The following is a 26,930-nucleotide window of genomic DNA, read 5'->3' on the forward strand; positions in this document are numbered from 1 at the left end:
TCTTGCTTTGCCGCGACGTCATTAGCTTCAACTCCAATCCCTGCTCTGCCCGTTCACGGGCGCGTCGAAACGGAGTCCTCGGTGTTCGCAGTGCATGTCAATCCTGATGATCTCGGCCGATTCGCTGGATCGAGCGGCGATCTCAACCCGTTGCACCTCGACGCGGCCTACGCGTCCAGGAGCGGGTTCGGCGCGGAGGTGGCGCAGGGCGCGCTCACCGTCCTCCACGCGTTGGCGGGCCTGCCCTCGCAGGACGCCGCGGCGGTGCGGCTTGTCCGGGCGCGCTTCCACGCCGCGGTCTACCCGGCGCAGTCGTACTCGCTGGACGTGGCCCGCGCCGGGAACGGGGGTGTCCGGCTCGAGGTGTCGGACGGTGGGCAGCCGGTCGCGACCGTCGACCTCGAACTGGATGGCACGGGCAGCACCGAGGTCGGCGCGGTGCGGGTGGGGTCAGGAGAACGCAGGCAGCAGGCCGCTGATCGCGTGCCGGTGGAACTCCAAGTGGGACAGAACATCCCAGTGTCCTACCGCAGCGATCCCGGCGACTTCACGAGCCTGCTCGACCGCATCGGCAGCGGTGTGCGGGAAGAGGTCGCGCGGCTGCTCGGCTGGGCGAGCTACCTGGCGGGCATGGAGGTCCCCGGCCGGCAGTCGCTCATCTCCTCGCTGACCGTCGAACTCGACCCGGCCGCGACCGGCGACGGCTCGATCCAGGTCACGGCCGTGGACGAACGCCACGACATGGTGCGGTTCGGCGGCGTCCTGCCCGGTCTGGGGCGCGCCGAGCTGGCCGTCGTCGCCAGGGCCGTTCCGGCCGAACCGAACGCGCACGTCCTGGCCGCCGCCCTCGCCGGCCAGGACGTCGAACTGGAGGGCAAGGTCGCCGTGGTCACCGGTGGCAGTCGCGGCTTCGGTGCCGCGTTCGCCGCCGCACTGGCCCTGCGCGGTGCGCACGTGTACGTCACCCACCGCCGGGACCCCGGCTTCCCGCCGGACCTGCTGGCAGGCCTCGGAGCGGCCGCCGAGCGCATCCACGCGGTGCGTTCCGACGCGGCCGACAGCGGCGGGTGCGCACGGCTGCGCGACCACGTGCTCGCCCAGGAGGGCAGGCTGGACCTGGTGGTGCTCAACGCGTTCCCGAGCTTCCAGCCGCTGTTGCCCGGGCCGGACACCGCCGATCGCGCCGCCGAGTACGTCACCTCGGCCGTCACGGCGGTGTCCGCACCGCTCTCCGCTCTGGCCGAGCCGCTGTCGACGGCCGGTGGCCGGATCGTGCTCGTGTCCAGTGACGTGGTCACCGGCGCCGCACGGACCTGGCAGCACTACGTGGACGCCAAGCGCCGCTGCGAGGAGCTGCTGCGCACGACGATCAGCGGGCACCCCGGCCTCGGCGGGCTCGTCCTGCGGCCCCCGAGGATGGACACGGGGTTCTCGCCGACGGTCCGCGGGGTCGTCGACGGACTCGCCGTCGAAGCGGTCGCCGCGGCCGCGGTGGCCGGGCTCGGTCAGATGAGCGCCGGCCGGGTCGAGGTGCTGGAGTCCTTCACACCCGCACCCGCAACTGAGCCGCCGATGGCGGATGTCGCCGTGCTCGCAACCGCACACTCGTCCGAGACGCCGGCGGCGGACGTCGCCGTGCTCGCCGTCGCCGCGACCTTCACCACCGACCCGCTGGCGGAGCCCCTCGCCGCGTGGTGCCGCGACCTCGGTCTCGGCCTGCGCCCGGTGCTCGCGCCGTTCGGCCAGGTCTTCCAGGAGCTGCTCGACCCCACGAGCACCCTCGGGGCCGCGCGGTCGGGATGCGCGGTGGTGCTGGTGCGCTTCGACGACTGGCCGGTCGAGGAGACCGAGCGCACCCTGCGCGAGCTCGCCGAGGCCGTGCGGTCGTTCGCCGCTCGGGCCCGCGTCCCCCTGCTGCTCCGCGTCTGCCCCAGCCCGTCGGCCCCCGGCGCAGATCCACGCCAGCAACGGCTTTTCGCCGATCTGGGCGACACCTCCGGGGTGCACCTGCTCGGCGCCGAGGACTGGCACGGTGGCACCGATCCCGGCGACGTGCACGACGAGGCCCGCTACCGCATCGCGCACCTCGCCTACACGCCGGCGGGCTACGACGCCCTGGCCACGGGGATCGCCCGCTCGGTGCACGCCCTGCTCGCCCGGCCGTTCAAGGTGCTCGTCCTCGACTGCGACAACACCCTGTGGGCGGGCGTGGCCGGCGAGGACGGTCCGGAAGGGGTTCAGCTCACCGGCGGTCACCGCCACGTGCAGGAGTGGGCCGTCGCCCTGCGCGAGCGGGGTGTGCTGCTCGCTCTCGCCAGCAAGAACGACCCGGAGACCGTGGACGCGGTCTTCCGCGCCCGTCCCGAGTTCCCGTTGCGGCTCGACCACGTCGCCGCGCGGGCGATCGGGTGGGATCCCAAGCCCGTCGGCCTGGCGCGGCTGGCCGCGGAGCTGAACCTCGGCCTCGACAGTTTCGTCTTCCTCGACGACAACCCGGTGGAGGTCGCCCAGGTCCGTGCCGCGTGCCCCGGCGTGCTGGCGCTCACCGCGCCCGCCGACGAGGGGGACATCAAGCCGTTCCTGCAACGGGTGTGGGCCTTCGACCGCCTGGTGGTGACGGAGGAGGACCGCGGTCGCGCTGCCGCCTACGACGCCAACCGGGACCGCGGTGAGCTGCGCCGGTCCTCGTTGACCTTCGCCGACTTCATCGCGGGCCTCGACCTGGTCGTGGACATCGCGCCCGCGACGGAGGCGGACCTGCGCCGGGTCGCGCAGATGACCCAGCGCACCAACCAGTTCAACTTCAGCACCGTGCGCAGGCAGGAGAACGAGCTGCGCGCCCTGCTGGCGGAGCCGGGCGTGCGCTGCGAGGTGGTGCGCGCCACCGACCGCTTCGGTGACCACGGCGTGGTGGGCGCGGTGATCAGCAGGCAGGACAACGACGAGCTGGTCGTCGACACGTTCCTGCTCAGCTGCCGGGTGCTCGGCAGGGGCGTGGAGCACCAGGTCCTGGCGTCGCTGGGGTCGGGGACGTCCGCGAAGATCCGCCTGCCCTACGTGCCCACCGCCAAGAACGAGCCCGCTCGCCGTTTCCTCGACAGCGTCGCCGGCGGAGCACCGGCGGCCGGGGGCACGGACTACCTGCTGACGGCGGAGCAGGCCGCCGAGGTCCGCTTCGACCCGGAGTCGGCCGTCCTGGCAGACGATGCCCCGGCGGCTCCCGCGGTCGCGGTGGTCGACGCGGGACCGCGCCTGAGCACGCTCGCCGCACTGGCCGAGAACCCGGCCGGCGCGCGTGAACCCGGCGAGGCCCCGGGTTCCGAGCAGCAGGACGCTCTCGCGATCGTGGTCGACGCGCTGACCGACGTGCTCGCACTGCCGCAGGGAGCGTTGACGGCGGACAGCGCGTTGGCCGAGCTCGGTGCCTCGTCGCTCGCGCTGGTCGAGGCCGCGGTCGCGTTGCAGGCGCATTTCGGTGCCCTGGAACTGGAGGTGTTCTACGAGCACCGCACCGTCGGTGACCTCGCCGCCTCCCTCGGCCCGGTCGTCCACCGGCCGCAGCCGTCCGCCGCGGCTCCGGCGGAGGACGTGGAACCCCTCGTGGACGGTCTGGTCCGCGGTGCGCTGCAGGCGCTGGAGGCGTTCCACGCGCTCGGGCAGGAGCAGGTCGACCACATCGTGGCGAAGGCGGCGCGTGCCGCCGCCGCGAGCCACCTGGACCTCGCCGTGCTGGCGGTCGCCGAGACGGAGCGCGGGGTCGTCGAGGACAAGGCGGTGAAGAACCTCTTCGCCGCGGAGCACGTCACCAACAGCATGACCGGCCTGCGCACCGCGGGAGAGGTCCGCCGCGACGAGCTCACCGGCCTGGTGGAGATCGCTGAACCCGTCGGTGTGGTGTGTGCGATCACGCCCGTCACCAACCCGACCTCGACCGTCGTGTTCAAGGCCCTGATAGCGCTCAAGACCAGGAACCCGATCATCTTCGCCTTCCACCACCTGGCTCCCCGCTGCGGTGCCGAGGCGGCCCGCATCGTGCGCGACGCCGCCGTCGCGGCCGGTGCGCCCGCGCACTGCGTGCAGTGGGTGGAGACGCCCAGGCGTGCGGTCACGCAGGCGTTGATGAACCACGACGGCGTCTCGCTCGTGCTGGCCACCGGCGGCAACGACGTCGTGCGCGCCGCGCACTCGGCCGGCAAGCCGGCGATCGGCGTGGGAGCGGGAAACGTGCCCGCGTTCATCGCCGCCGACGCCGACCTGGCCCGCGCCGCGCACGACGTCGTCCTGTCCAAGAGCTTCGACAACGGCATGACGTGCGCCGCCGAGCAGACCCTGCTGATCGACACCGGGGTGTGGGACCAGGCCGTGGACGGCCTGCGGACTCGGCACGCGCATGTGTTGACCGCGCAGGAGAAGCGCGCGCTGGAGGACTTCCTGTTCGGCCCGGACCCGCGCAGGGACGGCAAGGTGTCCGTCAACCCGGCCGCCTCCGGCCGGTCGGCGCACTGGATCGCCGGCCGCGCCGGGTTCAGCGTCCCCGAGCACACCACGCTCCTGCTCGCCGAGGTCGGTGGCATCGGCCCGGACGAACCGCTGACCAGGGAGAAGCCGTGCCCGGTCGTGGCGCTGCTGCGCGTGACCGGAGCCGAGGAGGGCATCCGGCGGGCCGCTGAGGTCGTCGAGTTCCACGGCAGGGGCCACACGGCGGTCGTGCACACCGCCGACGAGCGCCTGGCGGAGCGGTTCGGCAACGGCGTCAAGGCCGTGCGGGTGGTGTGGAACTCACCTGCGGCGCAGGGCGGTATCGGTGACCTCTACAACGCGTTCCTGCCGTCGATGACCCTCGGTTGTGGCAGCTACGGCGGCAACTCGGTCTCCGGCAACGTCACCGCGGCGAACCTGCTGAACATCCGCCGCATCGCCCGTCGCAACAACAACATCCAGTGGTTCAAGGTGCCGCCGAAGATCTACTTCGAGCCGAACTCGATCCGCTACCTCGGCGAGATGGCCGGGGTGCACCGGGTGAGCATCGTGACCGGTCGCACGGTGGCCAAGCTCGGCTACGCGGACAAGGTGCGCTCCGTGCTGGCCGCCCGCTCCGAGCCCGTGGCCGTGCAGCTGATCGACTTCGTCGAGCCGGAACCGTCGCTGCAGACCGTGCAGCGCGGCGCGGAGATGATGCGCGAGTTCCAGCCGGACACCATCGTGGCCATCGGCGGCGGGTCCTCTTTGGACGCCGGGAAGCTCATGTGGCTGTGGTACGAGCACCCCGAGGTCGACTTCGCCGAGGCGAGGGGCCGGTTCGCCGACATCCGCAAGCGCCTCTACCGCTTCCCCGAACCGGAGCGCGCCAAACTCGTGTGCGTGCCGACGACCTCGGGCAGCGGTTCGGAGGTGACCCCGTTCGCGGTGGTCACCGACCGGGAGACGGGCCGCAAGTACCCGCTGGCCGACTACGCGCTGACCCCGAGCGTGGCCATCGTCGACCCGGTGCTCGTGCGCTCGCTGCCCGCCGGGCTCGCCGCGGACTCCGGGTTCGACGCCCTCACCCACGCCACCGAGGCGTACGTCTCCGTCTACAGCAACGACTTCACCGACGGCCTGTGCCTGCAGGCGATCAAGCTGATCTTCGAGAACCTCGAGGACTCCGTGCTGCTGGGAGCGGAGAAGGCCCAGGAGGCCATGCACAACGCGGCGACCATCGCCGGCATGGCCTTCGGCAGCGCGTTCCTCGGCATCGTCCACGCCATGTCGCACACGCTCGGCGCGACCTTCGGCCTGGCGCACGGCCGGACCAACGCGCTGTTGCTGCCGCACGTGATCCGCTACAACGGACAGCCGCCGTCGAAGCTCACCGGCTGGCCCAAGTACGAGAACTACCAGGCACCGCAACGCTTCCAGCACATCGCCCGCACGCTGGGACTGCCCGCCGCCACGCCTGAGGAGGGGGTGCGCTCCTACGCCGCCGCGATCGAACGGTTGCGTGCGGCCGTCGGGCTGCCCGCCTCGTTCGCGGAGGCAGGGGTGCCCGAGGCGGCGTTCCTGAGCTCGCTGCCGCAGCAGGCCCTCAACGCGTTCGACGACCAGTGCGCTCCGGCCAACCCCAGGCAGCCGGTGCTGGCCGACATGGAGGAGCTGATGCGCACCGCTTACGCCAACGGGGTGGTGGACCTGGAAGACGTGCGCGCCGCGGCCCACAGCGGTCGCTGAGCGATGCCGGTGGGTCCGCCCGTGCGGACCCACCGGCATCGTCGTGTTCCGAGGCGTAACTCGTCTGGTCACGTCTCGTTTGGGTTGTCCGCGACGTGATCGCTGAGGCAGACACGGGGGTCTAGGCGGGCAGTGCGGAATCGGGCGCGCTCCTGCCCGTCGTGTCCAAGCCGCGCAGCGAGCCCGTGTTCCGCACACGGTGTCCCGGCGCGCTCGGCACCGCTCCCGCGGTGACGGCGGCCGTCACCGCGGAGATCACCGGGGGTGTGGCGGCCGGACCGCTGCGGAATTCGGGTTCCGCCGACCTGGCGGGCAACGTCACCGCTGGTCACGACATCAATGAGCAGCGAACCGCACGCTCCGGGTCACACCGCTCGCACAGGATCACCGGCTGCGGTGGACCGCCTCGCGACCGGATGGTGTGGACACCCTCGACGGCACCTCGCGCACGAGCGTTCCAGCACCGTACCCCACTGCCGAAGTCCGGGAACCACGGCTTGTTCGCCGCCGATGTGGACGCGACGGCGACTGGCGCGGCTGTCGTACTGTTCGCCCCGAAGCGCTGGCGGACGTCGAGGCAGCGGAGGCGACATGCTAGAGGAACCCGAGGGCCGGCTGTGGCCGGTGGACCCCGCATCCACCACGCGGGCCGAGCCGGGCGGAGTGGCCGGCATCACGGTCGGGCACTCGCACGAGCAGCGGCTCGACACGGCGCCGACCTGGGTCAGCAGCGGGTTGACGTCGACTGAGCACTGCCGCAAACTCCGTGCTAATTCGAATTTGCACGCGGTCATGGCCGAGGGGTCCACCCTGCACGACATGGCGCCGCAGCAGGCCTGAGCCAGGCTGTGGCGTCGCTGGTGCTCACCAACCGGACCGACTCACGACGGAGCTCCGCAGATGGCTCAGCAGCGCAACGAACCACATAGGACTTCCTCTGACGCGCCCCTGCCGGTCCACCGGGGCAAGGAGCTCGGCCGGTTGCTCAGCGCGCTCACCGCGGCGGAGACGAACAGGCCGGCGGTGGTGCTGTTGGAGGGCACCACCGGCGTCGGCAAGACGACGTTGCTGGGCGAGGTGGCGGACGCCGCCAGGGCGCGCGGGTTCCAGGTGGCCGGTGCCGTGACGTCCACTCTGGACAGTTTCATGTCGTTCTCCGTCGTCCGGCAGCTGTTCGAGAACCTCACCGCGGGACCGGGGGCCGGCGCCCTGGAGTCGATCATCGGTGTGCGCGGTCGGCCGGGAGCGGACCACCTCACCGCGGCGGGCTTCGACGAACTGGCGACCCACCAGACCTACGACGACCTCTACCGGCTCGTGAGCGGCCTCGCCGACCGCGGACCGGTCTGCTTCGTCGTCGACGACCTGCAGTGGGCCGACGTCTCGTCGCTGCAATGGCTCAACTACCTCATGCGGCGGGCGACCAAGCTGCCGCTCGCCGTCCTGCTCAGCTGCACGACCGGGGTGTACCCCGCGGACCCGCTCCAGGTCGCGGAGGTGCAGATCTACGCTGCTCGCGTGCGGATCGGCGGCCTCACCGCGGAGGAGGTGTCGCAGTTCGCCGAGCCGGTGCTCGGCAGCCGGCCCGAACCTGAGACCGTCAAAGCCCTTCACACGGCCACGGGTGGGAACCCGCTGCTCCTCCGCTCCCTGCTGTCGACGACCGGGGAGTTCTCCGTGCAGGAGATCCCGTCCTCGCACGGGGTGGAGGAGCTGGGCGAGTCGGTGCTCGCGCGGCTGCACGGCGAGTCCGAGCACCTCGTCCGGCTGGCCAGGACGATCGCGGTCGTGGAACCCCCGGACCTCGGGCTCGCGGCCGAGGTCGCCGGGATGACGGTGCCGGAAGCCACCGACGGCGCTGACCGACTGACGCGGATGGGACTGCTGACCGGCGCGGGCAAGCCGGCGTTCACCCACTCCGTGTTCACGGATGCGATCACCGGCTCGATCACGCGTGCGGCCAGGGACGCCCTCCACGCACGGGCCGCCACGAGCCTGCACGCGTCCGGGGCACGAGCGGCGCTTGTCGCACGGCACGTCCAGTGCACCTCCGCGAAGCTCGGCCGGTGGGCCGCCGACGCCCTCCACCGGGCAGCGGATGGCTTGCTGCACGACGGTGACGCGACCACCGCCGCGAGCTTCCTCACCAGGGCTCTGCAGGAGGACGTGCCGACCGAACTCAGGACGAAGCTGCTCGTCAAGCTCGGCCACGCCGAGTCGTTCTTCGACCCCTACCAGGCGGCCACGCACCTCAAACAGGCGTTGGAGGACGTCGAGGAGCCTGAACTCCTCCTCGACGTCACCTCGCTGCTGTCCCGGACGCTGTACCTCGACGGGCGCTACGAGGACGCGCGTGGGGCGTTGAGCGAGTCCATAGCCAGGATGTGCGCCTCGGCGCCGGAATTCTCCGCTCAGCTGCGCCTCGCGCTCCGCGTCACCCTGCCGACCGAGCAGTCCGGGGAGCACGACGCCGCTCCGGACCGCGTCGCGGTCGACTGGCGGCGCCGCGACGCCCGTGGCCGCGGGCTGGCCGCACTGGTGGCGGAGGACCTGAGCAACCGGGGAGAAGACCTCACGACGTCCCGTGAGGCCGCGCTGGCCGCGTTGTCGATGGGCGCGGTGTCGATCATGCAGGATCCGCAGCGGATGATGGCCGCGATCACCTCGCTGATCCGGACCGACGAGCTCGAGCTGGCCCTGCGGTACTCCAGCGAGGCGATCCTGGAAGCCCACCGCCAGAAGCTGGACCTGGTGTTCGTCCTTGGCCACACGCTGCGGTCGAGGGTGCACTTCCACCGCGGGGCGCTGTCCCAGTCGGTCGTGGACGCCCGGCTCGCACTGGCCAAGGCCCAGCGGATGAACCTGCACCAGCGCCACCCGGGCCGCATCTGGCCGATGGACGCGCTCCTGTCCGCGCTGCTGCACCTCGGTGACGTCGAGGCGGCACGGGAGCTGGTCGAGCCCATCGGCCTCACCCGCCCGCTGCCGAACAGCTGGCACCACACCAGCCTCCTGCAGGGACGCGGTCAGCTCCGCATGCGGCTGGGGGACGACGCCGGCGCGCTCATGGACCAACTGGAGTGCGGACGGAGGCTCAAGTCGTGGGGTGCTCCCGGCCCTGCCGTCCTGCCGTGGCGCTCGTACGCGGCCGTTGCGCACCTCCACCTCGGTCAGTCGCTGGAGGCGGTGCAGCTGGCCCTCGAAGAGCTCGAACTGGCCAAGAAGTGGACCTCCGCACCGAGTCTGGCCCGCGCGATGCTCACCGTCGGCCTCGCGACCGGTGGTGCGGCAGCGCTGCCGTGGCTCATGGAGGCCGAACACGTCCTGCGCAACACGCAGGCCTTGCTGCTGCGCGCGACCATCCTCGTGGAGCTCGGGACGACGCGGTGGCACCACGGGCAGCAGAAGCTCGCCCGGGAGGAGCTGGCCCAGGCGAAGATGGCCGCCGAGCGGTGCGGTTCGCTGCCGTTGCTCACCAAGCTCGCCGAACTGCCGCCGGAGGCGGTGCGGCGGTCCGACGCCGTGCCGGCCGCTCCCACTTCCGCGGGCTCTCCGCTGACACCGCAGGAGCACCGCGTGGCGAGCCTGGTGGCCGCGGGCTCCTCGAACGACGAGGTCGCCCGGAAGTTGTCCGTGTCCCGGCGGGCCGTCGAATTCCACCTCACGCACGTCTACCGCAAGCTCGGGATCAAGCGGCGCACGCAACTGGCGGCGATGCTCTACTCGACCGGCAGCAGCAGGTAGGGAACGGCTTCCGTCACGCAGTGCCCGCCACGAGGTGCGCCGACATGCTGCGCAGCTTCGCGCAGGTCTCCCTGAGCTCTCTCTCCGGGCGAGAGGACGCCACGATCCCCGCTCCCGCACGCAACCACCGCCGTCCCTTCCGCTCGTACACCGCGCACAGGACGAGGCCGGCGTCGAGGAAACCGTCGTCCGACGCGAACAGCACGGCACCTGAGTAGACGCCCCGCGGTGCTGCTTCCGCCCCAGAGATGAACTCGCAAGCTGCTTCCCTTGGCGCACCTGAGATCGTGGCGCCGGGGAACAGCAACTCCAAGGCGTCCCAGGAGGTCTTGCCCTCGGCCAGCCGGCCGCACAGCCGCGACGCCAGGTCGTGGACACCTCCCGGGGCCGTGTCCGCCAGCGGTTCCTCCACCACCACCGAACCCGGTTCGCACACCTCGGTCAGCCCGGCGAACGCGCACTCGACGGCGATCGCGTGTTCGTGCGCCTCGTCCGGGTCCGGCACCAGCTCGTCCGCACGGGTCTCCAGCCGCGGCCGCATCACCACCTTCCCGTCGGACCCTGCCTCCAGCACCGTCTGCGGGCAGAAGCCCGTCGTCGTCAGGCCTCCGATCGACAACAGGAACGACCGCTCCGGTGCGGTGGCCGCGCGCCCGGCCAGGTAGGTCTCGACGAAGTCGACGGGTTCGTCCACGGGCACGCTGCGGGACAGGGTCACCTTGCGCAATTCGGTGGAACGGATCTCCTCCACCGCCTCCAGCACCGCGTCGCGGTACCGGCCGCCGCCCGCGTCCAGGTCCAGGTCCACCGGCACGGTCGCGCGCCCTGATGCCGGCGCGTCCTCGACCGGTGCCGTGCGCAGGTGTTCGAGCAGTGCGCCAAGCCGCGCGTCGCCGCCCCGCACGACGCTCGCCCTTCCGCTCTCGATGCGCACCTCCACCTCGGGCACCACGAGGTGCACGACCTCCGAGTCCCCGGCGAGGTCCGAGCGGTCGTTCATCACGTGCACGGCTTCGAACGCGATCCAGCCGCACACCGTCCACTCGGGCAACGACAACCGCTCCAGCGCCGCACGTGCCGCGCGCACGGGCCCGCCGACGACCGGCCACGACTCCTCCACCGAGTCGCGCCGAACCCGCACATGGGTCGCATCGACCACGATCTCCACGCGCACGCCCCAGGCGACCGTCCAGACTTCGCCGTGCTCGTAGAGGAAGTACGTGTCGAAGAACCCGGTGCGGATCAGTGCGGCGGCGAGCTCGGCGGACGGTTTCGGGGAGGGTTCCGGGAGAACGGCCATTACCAGCTCCTCGGGTGTCGCGGGGGGAACCACGACTTCGGCGATCGGGCTTCCGGTCCACACCGGCCACCGTTTTTGCGCAGCTCCACGGTGATCCCGCGTCCCAGCACCAATAAAATTGGTCCCAAACGAACCTATTCACAACCGATCCATCCGGTCAACCAGCCGTGCCAACCGGTGGAACCTCTTCGGACATCAGCGGGCGGTAACCCCGAGTGCTCGCAACGTTCACTCTTTCGCGTGCGGCTTTGTGGAACTCCGTAGCTACACAACGCGACGCCCTCAATACGGTGTGGTGGAACCCACAGGCGAAAGAAGAAAATCGTGATCACCAACCAGAACACCGCCTTGGAAGTCCCCGCGACCGTGCCGCCCGCGCGAGACCCCCACCCTTCGCGACGCACCGCGGCCACGAAGGTGTTGTCCGTGCTCCAGGCTTTCGGCGCGTGTGACGGCGCGGCGTCGCTGAACGAGCTCACCCGCTACGCCGACCTCCCGAAGTCCACCGTCCACCGCATGGTCGGCTTCCTGCGGGCCGAGGGGCTCGTCGAGATGATCGACAACCGCTTCCTCCTCACCACCAAGATCACCGAGTTGTCGACCGCCGTTCCCCTGGAGATCTCCGACCACACCCGCGAACGACTGCTGCCGGTGCTCGCGGACCTCTACGAGTCCACTCGCGAGGCCGTCCAGCTCTCCGTCCTGTGCGGCACCACGGCGCGCGTCGTCGAACGCCTGCACGGCAGGCAGTCGAGCGAGCTCGCGGCGCGCCTGCGCGGTCCCCTCCCCCTGCACTGCACCGCACCGGGGAAGGTCCTCTTGGCCGGCGATCCCGGCCTGCTCCCCGTCCTGTGCGCCCAGGGGTTGGAGGCGCTCACTCCCGCCTCCATCACCTCCGCGGGGGTGCTGCAGTCCGCGCTGACCGGCGTGCGCAAGCACGGCGTCGCCTTCGACCGCAGCGAATGGCTTCCCGGCTTCACCGGTGTCGCGGCCCCGGTGTGGGGACCCGGCCCGACTCTCGTCGGCGCGATCTCCGTGTTCGGCCCCGTGCAGCGCCTCAGCCCGGACGCCGTCGCGCGCCGCGTCCACCACACCGCCGAGATCGCGTCCAGGGAGCTCCACTCCACTCCCCCGTCCACGGGTCACCGACTCGCCGGATGAGCACGACCGTCCACCGGCATCGGCCGTTCCACACAGGAGTGGCCGGCGATGCCGATCGGCGTCAGACCGCTCGTGCGATGGCTATGTTGCCCGCGAGCCGGTCGCCGGCCTCGTAGATCATGTATTCGCGTCCCTGGTAGGTGCCGAACGAGGGGGCGGCGGAGCGGCCGTTGTCGGGTGCGCCGGACAGTGAGTCGTGGAAGACGCCGAGGTGGCGGCGCTGGGTGAAGTCACGACCGAGTTCTGTGATGAGGATGTTGCCGCCGCTGCCGATGTCGGTGTTGTAGACGACGTAGGCGCTGTTGTTGCGGAAGAGCAGGTGCGGCCCGCCGACGTTGACGGCGCCGACGTCCTGGTGACGGATGAGCGGAGTCTGGGCGAACGTCCAATCGCGGGCGTTCGGCGACCAGCCCCAGCCGATGTCGCGGTGGTTGGTCTTGTTGTTGATCATGAACACCATGACGTACCGGGCGCCGCGTGCGGGCAGGTCGTGGCGGAACACCCTGGCGTAGGAGGTCTCGGTGGTGCCCGCGGGCATCAGCCGGGTGGACAGAACCTCCTTCTCGTAGCGGAAGTTGATGCCGTCGGCGGAGCTGGCCAGCCGGGTCACGGTGTTCTCGCCGTGGAAGTACAGGTACATGCGCTTGACGTCGTCGTTCCACATCGCGTGCGGTGAGGACACGTGGCTCGCGCTGTACTCGCCGGGCCAGCTGCGGGTGATGATCGGGTTGCCGGGGTACTCGGTGAACTCCTCGTCGAGGCTGTTGGCGTAGGCCAGGCAGATCCCGCCCGGTGCGTCGTGCGGCGCGTAGTACAGGTAGTACGCGGCGCGGGCGCCGGGGATCCGGTTCTTGGTGCCCCGGATCGTCGGGAAGATCAGCTCACCTGTCGGGTTGTACCGCAGCTTGCTCTTCACCAGCGCGAGCCTGCGGTACCGGTAGTCCGGAAACCCCGCCGGCGCAGCGGCCGCGGTACCGGCCGCACCTGCGGTACCCGCCAGCAGAGCCGCACTGCCCAGCAGAAGACTGCGGCGGTTGACTGTCATGGAACGCTCCTCGACGCTGAAGAATCCACTGTGGACTGGATATTGCCGGCGGACGGCGCGTTCGTCGGCAGTGGAACGACGGTACGCCTGCGACTTCGAGGCCACAGCGGACGCGTACCACGCCGTGGGACCAGGGCGTGATCAACTCGCGGAACACCGCTAGCTTCGCCTCGGACGCTCCACCGCTCATCGGTCAGCCGCAGACCGAAGACTTCTCACAGGTACCCGCCCATCGGGATGCGCGTACCCACAGATCGAGAGGATTCGACCACATGACCGCGACCGCAGGTCCTCACGAGCACCCGCTCCTCACCTCGGCTCGTTGTCGGCAGACGATGCGCGACCTGCTGCGGGAGGACCTGTTCGATCCGCGGCTGCGGGACGACCTGTCCCTGCGCGACTACATGGACCTGACCATCGACCGGATGAAGGCGATCTTCCGGGAAGGCCTGGTGCACAACGACATGTGGATGGGCCGCCCAGGCGAGCACGGGTTCCGGTCCATGTGCGACGTGATGGGCCTGACGGGAGCGTTCGACTTCGCGCTCACCTCGACCATCACCGACCACCTGATCGCGGGGAGCGCACTGTTCAACCACGGCTCTCCCGAGCAGGTGGCCCGCCACCACGACGAGATCACGCAGATGCGGCAGGTCTACGCCTTCTGCTGCACGGAGATCGGGGGCGGCACCAACCTGCGGGAGATCCGCACGACGGTGTCCTGGGACCGCGCGGAGCAGTGCTTCACGCTCGACACCCCTTCGGACGCCGCGTGCAAGTTCTGGATCGGGAACATCAAGCACGCCGCGACCGTCGGCATGGTCCTGGCCCGCCTCGTGATCGACGGTGAGGACGTCGGCCACCACTGGTTCCGCGTCCCGCTGCGCGACGAGGAGAACGGCCCTCCCCTTGCGGGCATCACGATCCTCTCCTGCGACCCCAAGGGAGGCATCCAGGCCAACCAGGTCGGAGGTGCCCGCTTCACCGGGGTCCGGCTCCCCCGCGAGGCGTTGATGGAACGGTACTCGCGCATCGACGAGAACGGACGTTTCTCCAGCACGCTGCCCGATGCCGGCACCCGCTTCGTGAAGTCGATCGAGACCTTCGTGCAGGAACGCATCTTCCCGCTCAGCGCCGGGGCGCGGGCCGCCGAGCTCGCGGCCCACCTCACCTGGCGGTTCGCCGGCCACCGCGAGACCCGCGGTGCGCCCCGGCGCAGGACCCTCCTGGACGAGCCGCTGTTCCGCGACCGCCTGTACCAGGTCCAGCTGCGCAGCCTCGCGCTGCGGCTGCTGGAACGCGCCGTCGTCAGGGGTGTCGAACGCGACTGGCACACCGACCCCGGTCGCAAGAACATGCACGTCCTCACCGCCACGGGGAAGTGCGGTTCCTGGCTGGCCCTGGAGGTCCTGGCCGCATGCCGGGAGATGTGCGGCTCGCAAGGTTTCCACGGCCACAACCAGATCGTCACCCTGCGGACCGACTTCGAGGTCAACGTGACCTTCGCGGGCGACAACTCCGTGATGGCCTACCAGGTGGCGCGCAGCGCCCTGGGGTCCGACCGGTTCGCCTCCCGCCCGCCGGTGACGTCGCCGGAACGGGTCGAGAAGGCGCTGACCGAGACGTGGCGCAGTCGGGAGAACGGGTCCTTCACCCACGCCGAGGCCGTCGTGCTCGTCCACGCCCGCATGCTCGACCTCATCACAGCCGAGCACGCCGCCGAGCCGCTGGTGCCGCAGCAGGTCATGGACGACCTGGTGGCCGACTTCGCCGCGCACCGGCTGCGTGAGCCGCACCGGCCGGTGTCGCCCGACAGGGAGAAGATCGACCTCCTGGCCGACCTGCTCGCACCTCTGCCGGAGCTCGTCACCGCCCCCATGGTCGACGACCGCTACCTGACCGAGTTCACCGTCCCGGCGCGGGCCCTGGGCGTGCACATCCCGGAACAGGGCAGGTGAACCGCCGTGGCGATGCGCGTTCATGAGGAGACGCGTGCGGTGGGCGGACTGCGGTTCCGCCTGCGGCGCGCCGGAGAGGGCCCGCTGGTCCTCTTGCTGCACGGCTGGCCGCAGACCGGCCACGCCTGGCGCCACGTCCTCCCCGCTCTGGCGCGGGACCACGAGGTGGTCGCGCCGGACCTGCGCGGCTACGGGGCGTCCAGCCGCCCCCGCACCGGGTACGACAAGCGGACCATGGCGGCCGACATGAGCGGTCTCATGCACGAGCTGGGCCACGAGCAGGCCGTCGTGGTCGGCCACGACCGGGGTGCGCGCGTCGCCCACCGGTGGGGGCTGGACCGGCCGCACGAGATCAGCCGCCTGGTACTGCTCAGCGTCGTGCCGACGCGGGAGATGTGGCGGCACATGGACGCACGCGTCGGGACCGCCTACTGGCACTGGCTCTTCCACCTCGTTCCCGACCTCCCCGAGTTCCTCACCGAGGGGAAGGGCGGGGAGTACGTGCGGTTCATGCTGGCGGCCGGGGCGTTCCGGCACGAGGCGTTCACCGAGGAGGACCTGCGCCACTACGCGGAGACCTACGCCCAGCCGGGGGCGCTCCGCGCGAGCTTCGACGACTACCGGGCCGCCCGCCACGAGGACCTCGAAGCCGACGACGCCGACGCGGAAGCGGGCCGTCGCCTGACGATGCCCGTGCAGCTGGCCTGGGGCGCGCAAGGACTCGTGGGGAGCCTGCCCGTGCTCGACCTGTGGCGGGACTACGCCACCGGGGTCGAGGGGGCCCAGATCGACTCCTGCGGGCATTTCCCCGCCGAGGAGCAACCCGACGTCCTGGTCACGCGGATCCGGGCGTTCCTCGCCGACGAGAAGGCTGTGGAGGAAGAATGAGGGCGCTGGTCGTCACCGAGGAACGCGGGCTGTGCCTCGCGGAGTTCCAGGACCGCGAGCCGGCACCCGGCTGGGTGCGCGTGGACGTGGCGTTCTGCGCCATCTGCGGTTCCGACCTGCACCTGCGGGCCATGCCGCACGTCGTCCCGGCCGGGGCCGTGCTCGGACACGAGATCTCCGGTCACGTGTCCGCACCGGGCGGGCAGCGGCTGGCGGAGGGACAGGCCGTGGTCGTGTGGCCGAAGGCGGGCTGCGGGGACTGCGGCGGCTGCCGGGCGGGCGACAACCACTTGTGCGCGGTGCAGCCGTGGCACCTGAGCTCCCTCGGCCTGGGCACCCGTCCCGGCGGCTACGCCGAGAGCATCGTGGTGCCCGAGCACACGGTCTACCCGGTGCCGGACGGCGTCCCGCTGCAGCACGCCGCCCTGACGGAACCGCTGTCCTGCGCGGTCCACGCGGTCGAACGCTCCGGGGTGTCGGCGGCGGACACCGTCACGGTCCTCGGAGGCGGCACTGTCGGCTTCCTGCTGGCGCACGTGCTGCGGCTGCGGGGAGTCGAGGACGTGTGGGTGGTGGAACCGAACGCCGTGCGGCGGGCACGCCTGGCCGCGACCGGGATCACTGCGGTGGACGTGGACGAGACGACCGCGCCCGCGGACGTGGTGTTCGAGTGCGTGGGTTCGGTGACCGCGCTCGCGGAGTCGGCCCGGCGCGTGCGGACACGGGGAACGGTCGTCGCACTCGGGGTGAACGAGCGGCCCACCGAGCTGGACTCGGTCGCCCTCATCACCAAGGAGATCCGGATCGTGGGCAGCTTCGCCCAGAACAGGGGCGCGTTCGAGGCGGCCCTGGACCTCATCGCGGGTGGCAGCGTTCCGGTCGACCAGATCATCACCGACGTCGTGCCGCTGGACGGCGGACCGGTCGCGGCGATGATGGACGTCCTCAGTGGACGACCGGGAGACCATCAGGTGGTCATGATCGCTCCCGGCCGGTGATGTGCCTGACTTCGGTGCGCGAGGAACGCGGTCCCGGTCAGGCCGATCTGGCAGACCACGTGCGTTCAGTTGTCGCCACGGGCGACGTTCTCGGCTTGAGAGCTGCCCGGCCGTACTCGACGCAAGTGGCGGTCATGCGTGGCAGTTGCTCAGAACAGTGTGGCGCCCACGCACATTCACGAGCTCGGCTACGCCAACTACACCATCGAGAAGGTGCGAGCCCTGTTGACCGTCGAGGGCACTCCACCAGAACTGGGCTTGATGGTTGAGAGCGTCCGAGCGACGTAGCCACTCCGCGGCCGAGTCGGTGCAGCGTGACCTCGCACGCCGGCGTCCTGAGCTCTCGTTCACGATGGCCGGGCAGTCGGACACGTCGTCGAAGCACTCGTACCCCCATCTCGGAAACGGCCGGCTCACGTGAAGTCGTTGATCACCTCACCGTCGTGGCGCCTTCCGGAAAGGAGCGATCCACCGGCACGACCTCGACAGCGAGCTCGGTGTAGCTGCGGGTGACCGCACGAGCCTGCCTCTCGGGCATGCCCGCCTCCGTGATGGCGTCCACGCGCGCCGCCAAGTGCCGGAACGCGATCTCGCTCGTCACGAGCGCCAGCTCGGCACCGGCGCACCGGTGCGCGCCCAGGCCGAACGACAGGACGTCCCGCACCGCGGGTTCCGGCGTGTCGAAGCGGTCCGCCACGAACACGTCCGGATCGGCGAACCTCGCGGGGTCGCGGCCGAGCGCACCGAAGCTCACCAGCACCACGCTGTCGCGGGGAAGCGGCACTCCGGCGAGCTCGGTGTCCTCCGCCGCGACCCTCACCCCGTACTGGATCGGAGGGTCGTACCTCAGCGTCTCCTGGACGAAGGACCGCAGCAACGCGTCGTCCTCCCGCAGACGCGGCAACAGGTCGTTGCAGGCCGCGAGGCGGCGTACACCGGTGCCCAGCAACGATCCCGTGGTCACCGTGCCCGCGCCGAGCAGGAACACCAGGTTGCTCATCAGGTCGCCGGCGCCGAGCCGGCCGTGGCCCGCGAGCGTGCGGACGAGTGGGGCGTCCCCGCCGGCCGTGGCGTCCAGGTGCTCCACGAGTCGCGTCGCCGCCTCGTCCGCCACCGCGAGCGCCTTGTCCGGTGGGTGCAGCTCGTTGCGTTCCAGGAAGCTGTTGACCCACCCCGCCAGCATCTCCTCGTCGTGCCGCGGCAAGCCGAGCAACTCGCCCATGACCCCGTTGGGAATCGTCGTGAACGTTCGCGCTGCGTCCACCACCGCGTGGGCGGTGCCGAACGGTGCCGTGCCGGCTTCGGCGTGCCTGGTGATCATCGGTCGCATCCGCGCGACCTCGCCGGGACCGAAGAAGCGCGCGAGCAGCCGCCGGGCCGGCTGGTTGTCGGGCGCGTTGCGGAAGAGCAGGCTGCGGTAGAGCAGATCGGTCGACGGGAACGTGCGCCACGCCGGCCACAGCCGGTCGGCGCAGTGGCGATCGGGAACCGGGTAGAGCCTGGGGTTCACCAGGACGTCCACGCATTCCTGGTAACCGGTGACGAGCAGGCGCTCACGAGTGATCGGCAGGACGGGCCAGCGCTCGATCAGGTCCCGGTAGTACGGGTAGGGGTCGACGCGTCCCGCGGGCGACAGCAGGCCCAGCAGCAGGTCGTGCGGTCCCATCACGCCACGCCGTCCCGTCCGCTCAGCACGAGCCCGGTCAGCGTCACGAGCGCGGTGCCGTCATCGGTGGCGGCCACGCCGTTGGCGACGCCCGCCTCGTGGGCCACGTGCAGGCGGACGCTCGTCGCCTGGTCGGCCAGCGCGAGGTCGTTGTGACGGGTGTGCAGACGCACCTCCGTGATCGAGTGCGGTGTCGCGTACCGATGCGGAACGCCGGTGGCGCAGGCGGTCTGCAACAGCGCGTCGATCAGCAGCCACGGAAGCCGGTGCGAGGAGAAGAACTCGCGCGCGGTCAGCGACGGCTCCCACCGGGCCGAGGCGGTGTCGTCGGTGACGTGGAAGTCGCGGACCTGGTCGAACAGTCCTGACATGGACATCGTCGCGGGTGCGCGGCGGACACTCGGCTGAGGTGGCTGGAGGCGGACGGGCACGTCGTCGCCGAGCGGAACCGCCAGCTCGACGTGGGTGACGCGGCGGTCGCCGTTCCCCGCCCCGAGCTGTGACTGGACGGCGACGCGGACCACGCCGCCGTCCGGGCTTGACGGCACGAACGACGCGGCGACGGTGTACTCGGCCAGCTGCGGGTCGACGGCGACCGGAGCGCCGAACCTGATGTCCTGGAACCTGTCCACGAGACCGTTCCCGGCGAGGTGGTCGGTGGCGTGCGCGGCCAGTTCCAGTACGAGGGCGCCCGGCACGAGCGCTCGCGACTGGCGGACGTGTCCCCGCAGGTGGTCGTGCCGGGAGAGGTCCAACGGCCAGACGGTGTCGTCCTGACGGGTGTGCGGGGGGCTGCTCAGGTAGGGAGGCCGGATGCCGTCGTCGACCAGGCCGGGGAAACGCGTCCTCACCAGCCGTCGCTCAGCCTCGCCGAGCAGAACCGGCGAAGGGTGCCGCCCGATGCGGTCCGGCGCGACCATGCTCGCGAACAGCCGCTGCCCTTCCGCGTCACCGAGGAGGCCGAGCTGCCCGGTCTTCGCCGTGTAGTCGGTGAACCCGGTGCGCGGACCGATCCCGGACTCGCCCCACAGGCTCCACCCGATCGCGCACTCGGCGTGCGAGCCGCGGCCCTGCTCGTAGCGGGCGGAGGCGTTGAGCACGTCGTTGGCGGGTCCGTAGTCGATCTCACCGGGCAGGCCGAACGCTCCGGCGACGGAGCTGAAGGTGCACCACGCCGATGGCGCGGGGTCGCGGAAGGCAGCCTTGAGGTTGTGGTGACCCGCGATCTTGGTGTCGCGCACCCGGCGGAACGTCGCGAGGTCTTTGGACTGAAGACGGCGAGCGCCGCCGATTCCCGCTCCGTTCACGAGGAGGTCGATGCGCGACGAGTCCGCCGCGACCGCCGCCGCCGCACGCCGGACAGCGGCGGGATCGGTGACGTCGCACCCGAGGTAGCGCACCCGCTCCGCGCCGATCCGCTCGCGCAGGGCCTCGATGGTCGTGAGCGATTCGCGCGTCTGGCGGGCCCGGTCGTAGGTCGCCCGCAGCGTTGCGATGTGGACGCTCGGGTCCTCGAGACGTTTCGCCCGCACGTAATCGGCACCGCTGAGGTCACCGATCTCCGCGGACAGGGCAGCCATGGCCTCCGGTTCGGTGCTGCCGAGCAACCACAGCATCGACGGCGGAGGGCTCATGCCTTCGAGACAGCGCGCGGTGATGCCCCGCGCACCTCCGGCAGCGACCACGACGGGACCCTCGGCACCCGAGTGGCCGACGGCCGCGGCGAGTTCGCCGAACGGGACGAGCCGTTCCTCCCACCGGCCCACCGGGGCGGACGCCGTGCGGTAGTAGGCGACGGGCAGGCCCTTGGCGCAGCCGGACTCCACGCGGAGCTGGGCCACCGCGGCGGTGAAGCCGGCATCGGTGACCAGGGCGTGCACGTGCGTCTCCGGCAGCTCCCACACGACGGATTTCGCCAGGCCGGTCAGCAGCGCGCAGTGCGGGTGCGGCGCTCTCCCGTCCAGGCGGTCCAGCACCAGGATCGCCACCGACGAGTCGTCGTGAGCGGAGCCGGCCAGCCGTTTCAACGCGACGAACGCCGCCTCCTGGAGAGCGACCAGGCCCTGACGGGGCGGGGCGGGCCACTCGGCGTCGCGCAAGGACGTGATCACGCGCAGGTGACCGCCGACCGGTCCCGCCGCGGCGAGGAGGCCTGTCACCGTTTCCTCGTCCGAGGTGGCCATCGTCTCCGGTACGAGCACGACCGTGATGTCGTGTCCGGCGGTGGCGCGTACCTGGTCCGCGATCTCCGCGTCGTCGGTGAGCACGAGCGCGCCGGGCGGCAGCGGCTCGCGCTCGGGGACCTGGGGCGTCGCGGGGCGTGCCACCAGCCTCAGCGCGTACGGCTGAACCACCCCTCCTGCCACGACGGCGGACGTCATGACGGCGGGAGCACGTGGACGGCAGGACCGGACTCGGCCGAGAACCACTGCGGGAGCTCTCCCCGCACGACACACCGCACGACGTCGAGCATGCCGTCCGCGGCCCGGTAGCGACCGCTTCCGCGGCGCGACGGCTCCGGCGCCGGGCCGAGGTCGGTCCGGACCCGCGCGAGCACCTCCCAGCCCCGGGCCGTGGCGATCTCCCGGCGGGTGAGCGCGACCGCGATCGCACCTTCGGCGGCGTCCTCCTCACCGATGCCGAGCGAGCGTGCCGCGTCCTGCGGCGCGGCGGCGTTCCACGCCATGACCAGGGCGAGGTCGACGTCGCCGCGACGCAGGTAGCTGCCCGCTGTGTGCAGCGCGGCGAGCCCGGACGTCTCACCGGTGTCGACCATCATCGTGGGACCGCGCAGGTTCCTCCGGTTGCTGACCCAGCCGAGAGCGGTGGACGACATGCGCCCGACCAGGCTGTACGGGCTGATGGGCGCGACCCGTCCGCGAAGCTCGGCCAGGTAGGCCGCGGCGGCCGCCTTCTCCTCGCCTTCCAGCGTCTCCACGAACCCGTCGCCCAGGCACAGCACGGTGGACTCGACGGCCGACGTGCTGAGGCCGTACTGGGCGCCGAACACGCCGGTGCGTTCCTCGACCCCCTCCCAGAGGGGCGCGCCGCCGGCGGGGCCGGAGAGCCTGCTCGCCAGCTCGGCGGTGAGCAGCTGGCTCATGTCCAGCGCGGCCGCGACCTTGGGCGTGATCAGCGTGTCCGGGAACGGCGGAAGCGGGTAGGGGGACTCGAAACGGGTGTCGTCGGCCGGCTCGTCACCTCGGGCCAGCCGGGCCGCGACCTCGTCGTCCGACGGCTTGCCGGGCAGCAACGCGCTCCACCGCACCAGCACCAGTTCGTCACCGAGGTCGGGCAGGGCGGACCTCACGCCGGCCACCTGTCCGCGGGGCGAGCGGAGCAGCTGGTACCCGTTGATGCCGCCGAGCCCGCAGGCGAACACCCCGACGTACGAGGAGTCCTCGTCCGGCAGCGGCGTCGGTGCCGAGGGCACCCGCAGGGACAACGAGCGGGCGTACTCCGGCAACTCCACGTGGTTCGGCTGCCGCGGCACCGTCGACCGGTGCAGGCCGATCGCCGCATGGATGAGCGAGACGACACCGCAGGCCATGCCGGTGTGACCGAGATACCCCTTGTTCCCCGTCACCCACGGTTCGCCGCCGGGGTGCGCGGTCGCGATCGACCGCAGCTCCGTCGCGTCACCCGCCAGGGTCGCCGTCCCGTGTCCGATCACCCACGAGACCTCGGCACCGGTCACCCCGTTGACCGACCTCGCCCGCGTCATCGCGCGGGTCTGCCCCTCCTGGCTCGGCGCGAAGATGGCCTTGCTCTTGCCGTCCGAGGCGGCACCGAACCCGGCGAGCACGGCCAGCACCTCGTCACCGTCCCGCAGCGCGTCGCTCCACCGCTTGAGCACCACCACGCCGGCGCCCTCGGAGAACACCGTGCCGTCCGCGTCCGCGTCGAAGGCGCGCAGCTGCCCGGAGCGCGACAGGGTGCCCATTTCGGCGAAGTACACCTGCCGCAGTGGCCCGTGCGAGCTCACTCCCCCGCAGAACGCGACGTCCACCGCGCCGTCCAGCAGGTGCCGGACCCCGAGGTCCACCGAGTACAGGGCGGACGGGCAGATGTTGTTCGACACGAGCGTTCTCGTGTCCGGCGGAAGCAGTCCGCGGGCGGCACGCGCGACCTGGCTGTGCGGGAAGAACTCGGTGTGTCCGCGGCCCACGCAGGCGTCCGACTCGGCGAACCCGCGCCGGATCGCCTCGTACCGCCCGGCACGCCCGTTCTCCGGCAACCGCGCGGCGACCTGTGCCGCGAGTGTGTCCGCGGCGAGCGCCAGGTCCATCTCGTAGCTCGTGTCGGTCGAGGCGGAGACGAACAGACCGGTGCGGCCGGCCGGGGCGGACGTGGTGGCGAGGCACTGCCGCAGTGCATGGCGCAGCCACCCCACCTGGAGGTCACCCGACCCGTCGGCCGTCAGGTCCGGCACCTCCCCGTACCTGAGGTCGTAGGGCAGACCGGTTTCGCTGTGCTTCAGCGTGGAGGCCAGCCCGGTCCCGCTGAAGCGGGCGGAACGGCCGAACACGATCGGGCCGTCCTGTGCCCGCCGCCACAACTCTTCGACGTTCTCGCACCCCGGCGTCACGACACCGGCCGCGATGAGACAGACCCGGTCGGTGTGCACGGTTCAGGCCTGTCCCGCCGCGCCCGCGTCCCTGACCATCCCGGCGACCGAGCGGACGGTGATCGTCGCGGGCGACTCGGCACGGCCGAGGTCGACCGACCACCGCTCGGCCGCCTTCACCAGCACCAGGCGGTGCTGCAGCGAGTCGAGTCCGAACTCCGCCTCGAGGTCCACGTCCGGAGTCACCATCTCCTCCGGGATCTCCAGCGCGGCGGCGTAGTTCTCGCGCAGGTAGCCGATCATGTCGTCGTTCGAGTCGGTCATGGCGTGCTCCTCGTGACTGGTGAGGTGGGCGGTGATCTGGCGGATCTCGGCTTCGGTCGCACGTTTCCTGAACGGCGCGGACACACGCGCCCGGTCACCGAGCGTGGCGGTGACCAGCCGTGTCGACGTGTCCTTCACACCGCATTCGACGAACTCGCCGACCCCGGCCGACCGCAACCCGGCGACGGCGCCGCGGAAGTCCAGTGGCCGCACCATCTGGAGCGCGGCGAGCAGGACCAGATCGTCCTCCGGCTCGAGAGCCCTGGCGAGCACCGGGGACCAGACAGCGGTGCGCAGCGGCGCGGCCCGGATGCCTCGCACGGACTGGAGGTAGCGCTCGAACGCGGGCTCGAGAGCGGGGTGGTGCTGGGCGTATGGCCCCGCACGCAACGGAGTCACGGTGACGCCTCGTGCGACGGCGAGGTCTCCGAGCCGCATCATCTGGTCAGCGGGACCGGACAGAACCACCTGTGCGGGGCTGTTCACCGCCGCGACCGAAACGCCTTCCGCCTGTTCGGCGAACGCCTTTCCCTCCTGCGGCGACACCATGAACGCCGCAGTCGCGGCATCGTCGTCCGCGTGGGCCGCGAGCGCGACGGCGCGTTCGCACAGCAGGAACGCACCGTCCTCGACGGCAAAGCCGTTCGCGGCCACCAATGCAGTGATCTCGCCGAGGCTGTGCCCGAGCAGAGCGTCCGGGCGAACCCCGAACTCGTCCAGGAGGACTTGGTAGCAGGCCAGTTGCGCGTGGTAGGTCTGCAGTTCGAGCAGCGGGCTCCACGAGCTGAGATCGGGTCCGGTCAAGACGGACGGCCAGCCGTAGCCCGACGTGACGGCGTCGATCCGCCTCGCGATCCCGGCGGCGATGCCACGGCCGGCCGGGTAGTAGGCGAACGGATCGGCGAAAACGGCTCCCGCACCGGAGAAGCAGAAAGCTGTCCGCCAGCCTGCGGAGGTGGGCATCTTCCTCCTCCGGTCGGATGCCGGGACAGCCGGTACTCGGTCGTGCACCGGCATGTTATGAACACGCTCACATCGCAGCCAAGGCACTGTCCCGTACGTTGGAACCACTGCGCATGGAACCCGCGACGTCATCACTTCTTGTCCTCATTGGACGTTGTTGCACGACGCTTGGACACCGCGCAGGCGCCGTGAGCGCGCTCGTGTGTCCGAGCATGAAGGGGTCGTCTCGCCGCAATGCGATCCGTGCATCAGGTCGAGCATTTCGTCGCGGGCTCGCAGCAGTGACCCGGACTCCCCGCCGGTGATGACGACCGCCGCTCCGGCGCGGCACATCTCCTCCGCGAAGACGCGACCGAACCCTGCGGCTCCGCCCGTGACCAGAACCCTCTGCTCATCGCGTTCCTCCGGCGCCGACGTCGTTCACCTGGTGCACCAGCGCTTTGCCCACGGCGGAACGCGGAATCCGGTCGACCGCGGTGATCGAACGGATCTTCTTGTAGGGCGCGACCCGGCACGCCACGAAGTCGGTCACCTCGGACAACGCCACCGGCCCGCTCAGCACGACGTATGCGACCGGGATCTCGCCCGCGACCTCGTCCGGCGCTCCGGTCACGACGGCGTCGGCGACGTCGGGATGGCTGAGCAGCACGGATTCCAGCTCAGCGGGCGCGATCTGGTGGCCCTTGTACTTGATGAGCTGTTTGATCCGGCCGATGATCGTGACGTGTCCGTCCCGCTCGCGCCGGGCGATGTCACCCGTGTGCAGCCAGCGCTCGCCGTCGGCGAGGCCGTGCACGGTGCCGTCCTCGCCCAGGAAGCCCGGCGACACCTGCGGGCCGCGAACCCAGATCTCCCCGGTCTCCCCGTCCAGCCCGGTCGCCGGGTCCACGAGCCGGATCTCGGTGTCGGGCAACGCCTTGCCGATCGAGGTCGGCACCGGAGGGATGCCGTCGGGTGGGGCAAAGGTGCACCCGGCCTCCGTCATGCCGTAGCCCTGCACCACCGGCACACCGAGCAGGCGGGCACAGCTCTGGGCGACGTTCGCGGGAAGCGGGGCGCCACCTGAGTAGACCAGGCGCAGGCTGCTCGTGTCACGGCCACCGGTGCCGCCGCGGCGGGCGAGCTCCGCGAGGATGCTCGGCACCAGGTACGCGACGGTGATCTTCTGCGTTTCGATGACCTCCACCAGGTCGTCGATGTTGAAGGGAGTGCGGACCGTGACGAGTGTGCCGCCCGCGCGAAGCGTGGGGTTCATCGCCATCTGCATGCCGTAGATGTGCCGGAGCGGTGTCGTGGCGAGCACGACGTCGTCGGCGGCGATCCGGTGCACCGCGCCGATCTGGTCCAGGTTGGACACCAGGTTGCGGTGCGTGAGCACGATCTGCTTCGGGAGCCCGAGGGACCCGCTCGAGGTGGCGAGCAACGCCGGCCGTTCGTCCCCTGCCGCCGGAGCCGCGGCGGCGGCCGGTCCGTTGAGCCACTCGTGCCAGCCGACCGTCAGGTCGTCGGACGAGACGTCGTCGAGCAGGACCACGCTGCGCACCGACGCGGCCGCCGGGAGCGCGGACAGCTGCCGCCACACCTTCGCCGGGGCGACCACGTGGACGACACGGCACCGCTCCAGCACCGGCTGCCACTCGTCCGGGGTGCCGAGCGGTTCGAGCGGGAGCACGACACCACCTGCCAGCAGGGTGCCGTGGTAAGCCACGACGAACTCGGTCGTGTTGTCGCACACGAGCGCAAGAACCTCGTCCGGACCTCGGAGCCGGGGGCGCAGCGCGGCGGCGAACCGTTCAACGGCTTGCTTCAACTCCACGTAGTGGTAGGAGCGTCCGCTGCTGTGCTCGATGAGCGCCGTGCGATGGGACGTGGCGTCCTGCCAGACCGACTCGGCGAGGTTGGTCGTCCACTGCCCGTATGTCGTCATGTCTTCTCCTGCCGCTTGCACGCGTCGCGCCGAGGAACCCCGCCGCTGCGGAGCGCGGCCCGGTAGGACGCTCCCGACAGTAGGGGCAGAGCCGAGCAGAACACTGCTGTGGAGTTCCGCAATTGACGCTCGCACGCCGAGAGGCCAGGGCCGCTGTCACCCGGATGCAGCACCACGACTCG

General features: G+C 71.1%; 15 protein-coding genes. 7 read left to right on the plus strand and 8 right to left on the minus strand.

The window, feature by feature from the left end:
* The first annotated feature begins 81 nt into the window (after nt 1-81).
* The gene (adhE, locus tag ND450_RS15655) at nt 82-6,207 is read left to right on the plus strand and encodes a bifunctional acetaldehyde-CoA/alcohol dehydrogenase (RefSeq protein ID WP_253326846.1); all 6,126 of its coding nucleotides are present in this window, start codon (nt 82-84) and stop codon (nt 6,205-6,207) included.
* Nucleotides 6,208-6,328: 121 nt separating this feature from the next.
* Here the strand turns inward: adhE and ND450_RS15660 are convergent, their stop codons facing one another.
* The gene (locus ND450_RS15660; protein WP_253326847.1) at nt 6,329-6,529 is read right to left on the minus strand and encodes a hypothetical protein; all 201 of its coding nucleotides are present in this window, start codon (nt 6,527-6,529) and stop codon (nt 6,329-6,331) included.
* Between the two features lie 269 nt (nt 6,530-6,798).
* Between ND450_RS15660 and ND450_RS15665 the strand changes: the two genes are divergently transcribed.
* Nucleotides 6,799-7,047, plus strand: coding sequence for a hypothetical protein (locus tag ND450_RS15665; RefSeq protein ID WP_253326848.1), 249 nt, complete (start codon nt 6,799-6,801; stop codon nt 7,045-7,047).
* Between the two features lie 60 nt (nt 7,048-7,107).
* Entirely contained in the window at nt 7,108-9,951 is a 2,844-nt protein-coding gene (locus ND450_RS15670) for a LuxR family transcriptional regulator (RefSeq protein ID WP_253326849.1), read from the plus strand.
* Nucleotides 9,952-9,964: 13 nt separating this feature from the next.
* Here ND450_RS15670 and ND450_RS15675 read toward each other — a convergent pair whose 3' ends face one another.
* Nucleotides 9,965-11,251 carry a chorismate-binding protein gene (locus tag ND450_RS15675; protein WP_253326850.1) on the minus strand — a complete coding sequence of 429 codons (1,287 nt, stop codon included), beginning with the start codon at nt 11,249-11,251 and terminating at the stop codon, nt 9,965-9,967.
* Nucleotides 11,252-11,575: 324 nt separating this feature from the next.
* Here ND450_RS15675 and ND450_RS15680 point away from each other — a divergent pair, with 324 nt between their 5' ends.
* A complete protein-coding gene (locus ND450_RS15680; RefSeq protein ID WP_253326851.1) occupies nt 11,576-12,412 on the plus strand; it encodes an IclR family transcriptional regulator in 837 nt (278 codons plus the stop codon).
* A 61-nt stretch (nt 12,413-12,473) separates the two neighbouring features.
* Here ND450_RS15680 and ND450_RS15685 read toward each other — a convergent pair whose 3' ends face one another.
* A complete protein-coding gene (locus ND450_RS15685; protein ID WP_253326852.1) occupies nt 12,474-13,457 on the minus strand; it encodes a hypothetical protein in 984 nt (327 codons plus the stop codon).
* 272 nt (nt 13,458-13,729) lie between these two features.
* Between ND450_RS15685 and ND450_RS15690 the strand changes: the two genes are divergently transcribed.
* From ND450_RS15690 to ND450_RS15700, 3 genes are read left to right on the plus strand one after another with little or no spacing between them, the layout of a single operon-like run.
* A complete protein-coding gene (locus ND450_RS15690) occupies nt 13,730-15,415 on the plus strand; it encodes an acyl-CoA dehydrogenase family protein (RefSeq protein ID WP_253326853.1) in 1,686 nt (561 codons plus the stop codon).
* A gap of 12 nt (nt 15,416-15,427) precedes the next feature.
* Nucleotides 15,428-16,303, plus strand: coding sequence for an alpha/beta fold hydrolase (locus ND450_RS15695; RefSeq protein WP_253327931.1), 876 nt, complete (start codon nt 15,428-15,430; stop codon nt 16,301-16,303).
* The gene (locus tag ND450_RS15700; RefSeq protein WP_253326854.1) at nt 16,300-17,301 is read left to right on the plus strand and encodes a zinc-binding dehydrogenase; all 1,002 of its coding nucleotides are present in this window, start codon (nt 16,300-16,302) and stop codon (nt 17,299-17,301) included. The genes ND450_RS15695 and ND450_RS15700 overlap by 4 nt, the downstream gene beginning before the upstream one ends.
* Before the next feature lie 430 nt (nt 17,302-17,731).
* On the opposite strand, the gene ND450_RS15705 is transcribed toward ND450_RS15700, so the two are convergent.
* The 5 genes from ND450_RS15705 to ND450_RS15725 form a co-directional block, all read right to left on the minus strand.
* Nucleotides 17,732-18,967, minus strand: a complete 1,236-nt coding sequence (locus tag ND450_RS15705; protein WP_253326855.1) for a cytochrome P450 — start codon at nt 18,965-18,967, stop codon at nt 17,732-17,734.
* Entirely contained in the window at nt 18,967-21,348 is a 2,382-nt protein-coding gene (locus ND450_RS15710; protein ID WP_253326856.1) for an SDR family oxidoreductase, read from the minus strand. The genes ND450_RS15705 and ND450_RS15710 overlap by 1 nt, the downstream gene beginning before the upstream one ends.
* On the minus strand, nt 21,345-23,594 hold the full coding sequence (locus tag ND450_RS15715; RefSeq protein WP_253326857.1) for a beta-ketoacyl synthase N-terminal-like domain-containing protein: 2,250 nt from the start codon (nt 23,592-23,594) through the stop codon (nt 21,345-21,347). Before ND450_RS15715 ends, ND450_RS15710 begins: the two co-directional genes overlap by 4 nt.
* Before the next feature lie 3 nt (nt 23,595-23,597).
* Nucleotides 23,598-24,821: an acyltransferase domain-containing protein gene (locus tag ND450_RS15720; RefSeq protein ID WP_253326858.1), complete on the minus strand. Its 1,224-nt coding sequence runs from the start codon at nt 24,819-24,821 to the stop codon at nt 23,598-23,600.
* 391 nt (nt 24,822-25,212) lie between these two features.
* Complete coding sequence (locus ND450_RS15725) at nt 25,213-26,748, minus strand: AMP-binding protein (protein ID WP_253326859.1); 1,536 nt, start codon at nt 26,746-26,748, stop codon at nt 25,213-25,215.
* Between the last annotated feature and the right edge of the window lie 182 nt (nt 26,749-26,930).

Source organism: Lentzea sp. HUAS12 (genome assembly GCF_024125735.1).
GTDB lineage: Bacteria > Actinomycetota > Actinomycetes > Mycobacteriales > Pseudonocardiaceae > Lentzea > Lentzea albida.

Excerpts from the sequence above, each read along its gene's own strand:
- ND450_RS15700 (WP_253326854.1), top strand. The coding sequence starts at position 16,300 with ATGAGGGCGCTGGTCGTCACCGAGGAACGCGGGCTGTGCCTCGCGGAG.
- ND450_RS15695 (WP_253327931.1), top strand. The coding sequence starts at position 15,428 with ATGCGCGTTCATGAGGAGACGCGTGCGGTGGGCGGACTGCGGTTCCGC.
- ND450_RS15690 (WP_253326853.1), top strand. The coding sequence starts at position 13,730 with ATGACCGCGACCGCAGGTCCTCACGAGCACCCGCTCCTCACCTCGGCT.
- ND450_RS15720 (WP_253326858.1), bottom strand. The coding sequence starts at position 24,821 with ATGCCCACCTCCGCAGGCTGGCGGACAGCTTTCTGCTTCTCCGGTGCG.
- ND450_RS15710 (WP_253326856.1), bottom strand. The coding sequence starts at position 21,348 with ATGACGTCCGCCGTCGTGGCAGGAGGGGTGGTTCAGCCGTACGCGCTG.
- ND450_RS15725 (WP_253326859.1), bottom strand. The coding sequence starts at position 26,748 with ATGACGACATACGGGCAGTGGACGACCAACCTCGCCGAGTCGGTCTGG.
- ND450_RS15705 (WP_253326855.1), bottom strand. The coding sequence starts at position 18,967 with ATGGGACCGCACGACCTGCTGCTGGGCCTGCTGTCGCCCGCGGGACGC.
- ND450_RS15670 (WP_253326849.1), top strand. The coding sequence starts at position 7,108 with ATGGCTCAGCAGCGCAACGAACCACATAGGACTTCCTCTGACGCGCCC.
- ND450_RS15675 (WP_253326850.1), bottom strand. The coding sequence starts at position 11,251 with ATGGCCGTTCTCCCGGAACCCTCCCCGAAACCGTCCGCCGAGCTCGCC.
- ND450_RS15665 (WP_253326848.1), top strand. The coding sequence starts at position 6,799 with ATGCTAGAGGAACCCGAGGGCCGGCTGTGGCCGGTGGACCCCGCATCC.
- ND450_RS15685 (WP_253326852.1), bottom strand. The coding sequence starts at position 13,457 with ATGACAGTCAACCGCCGCAGTCTTCTGCTGGGCAGTGCGGCTCTGCTG.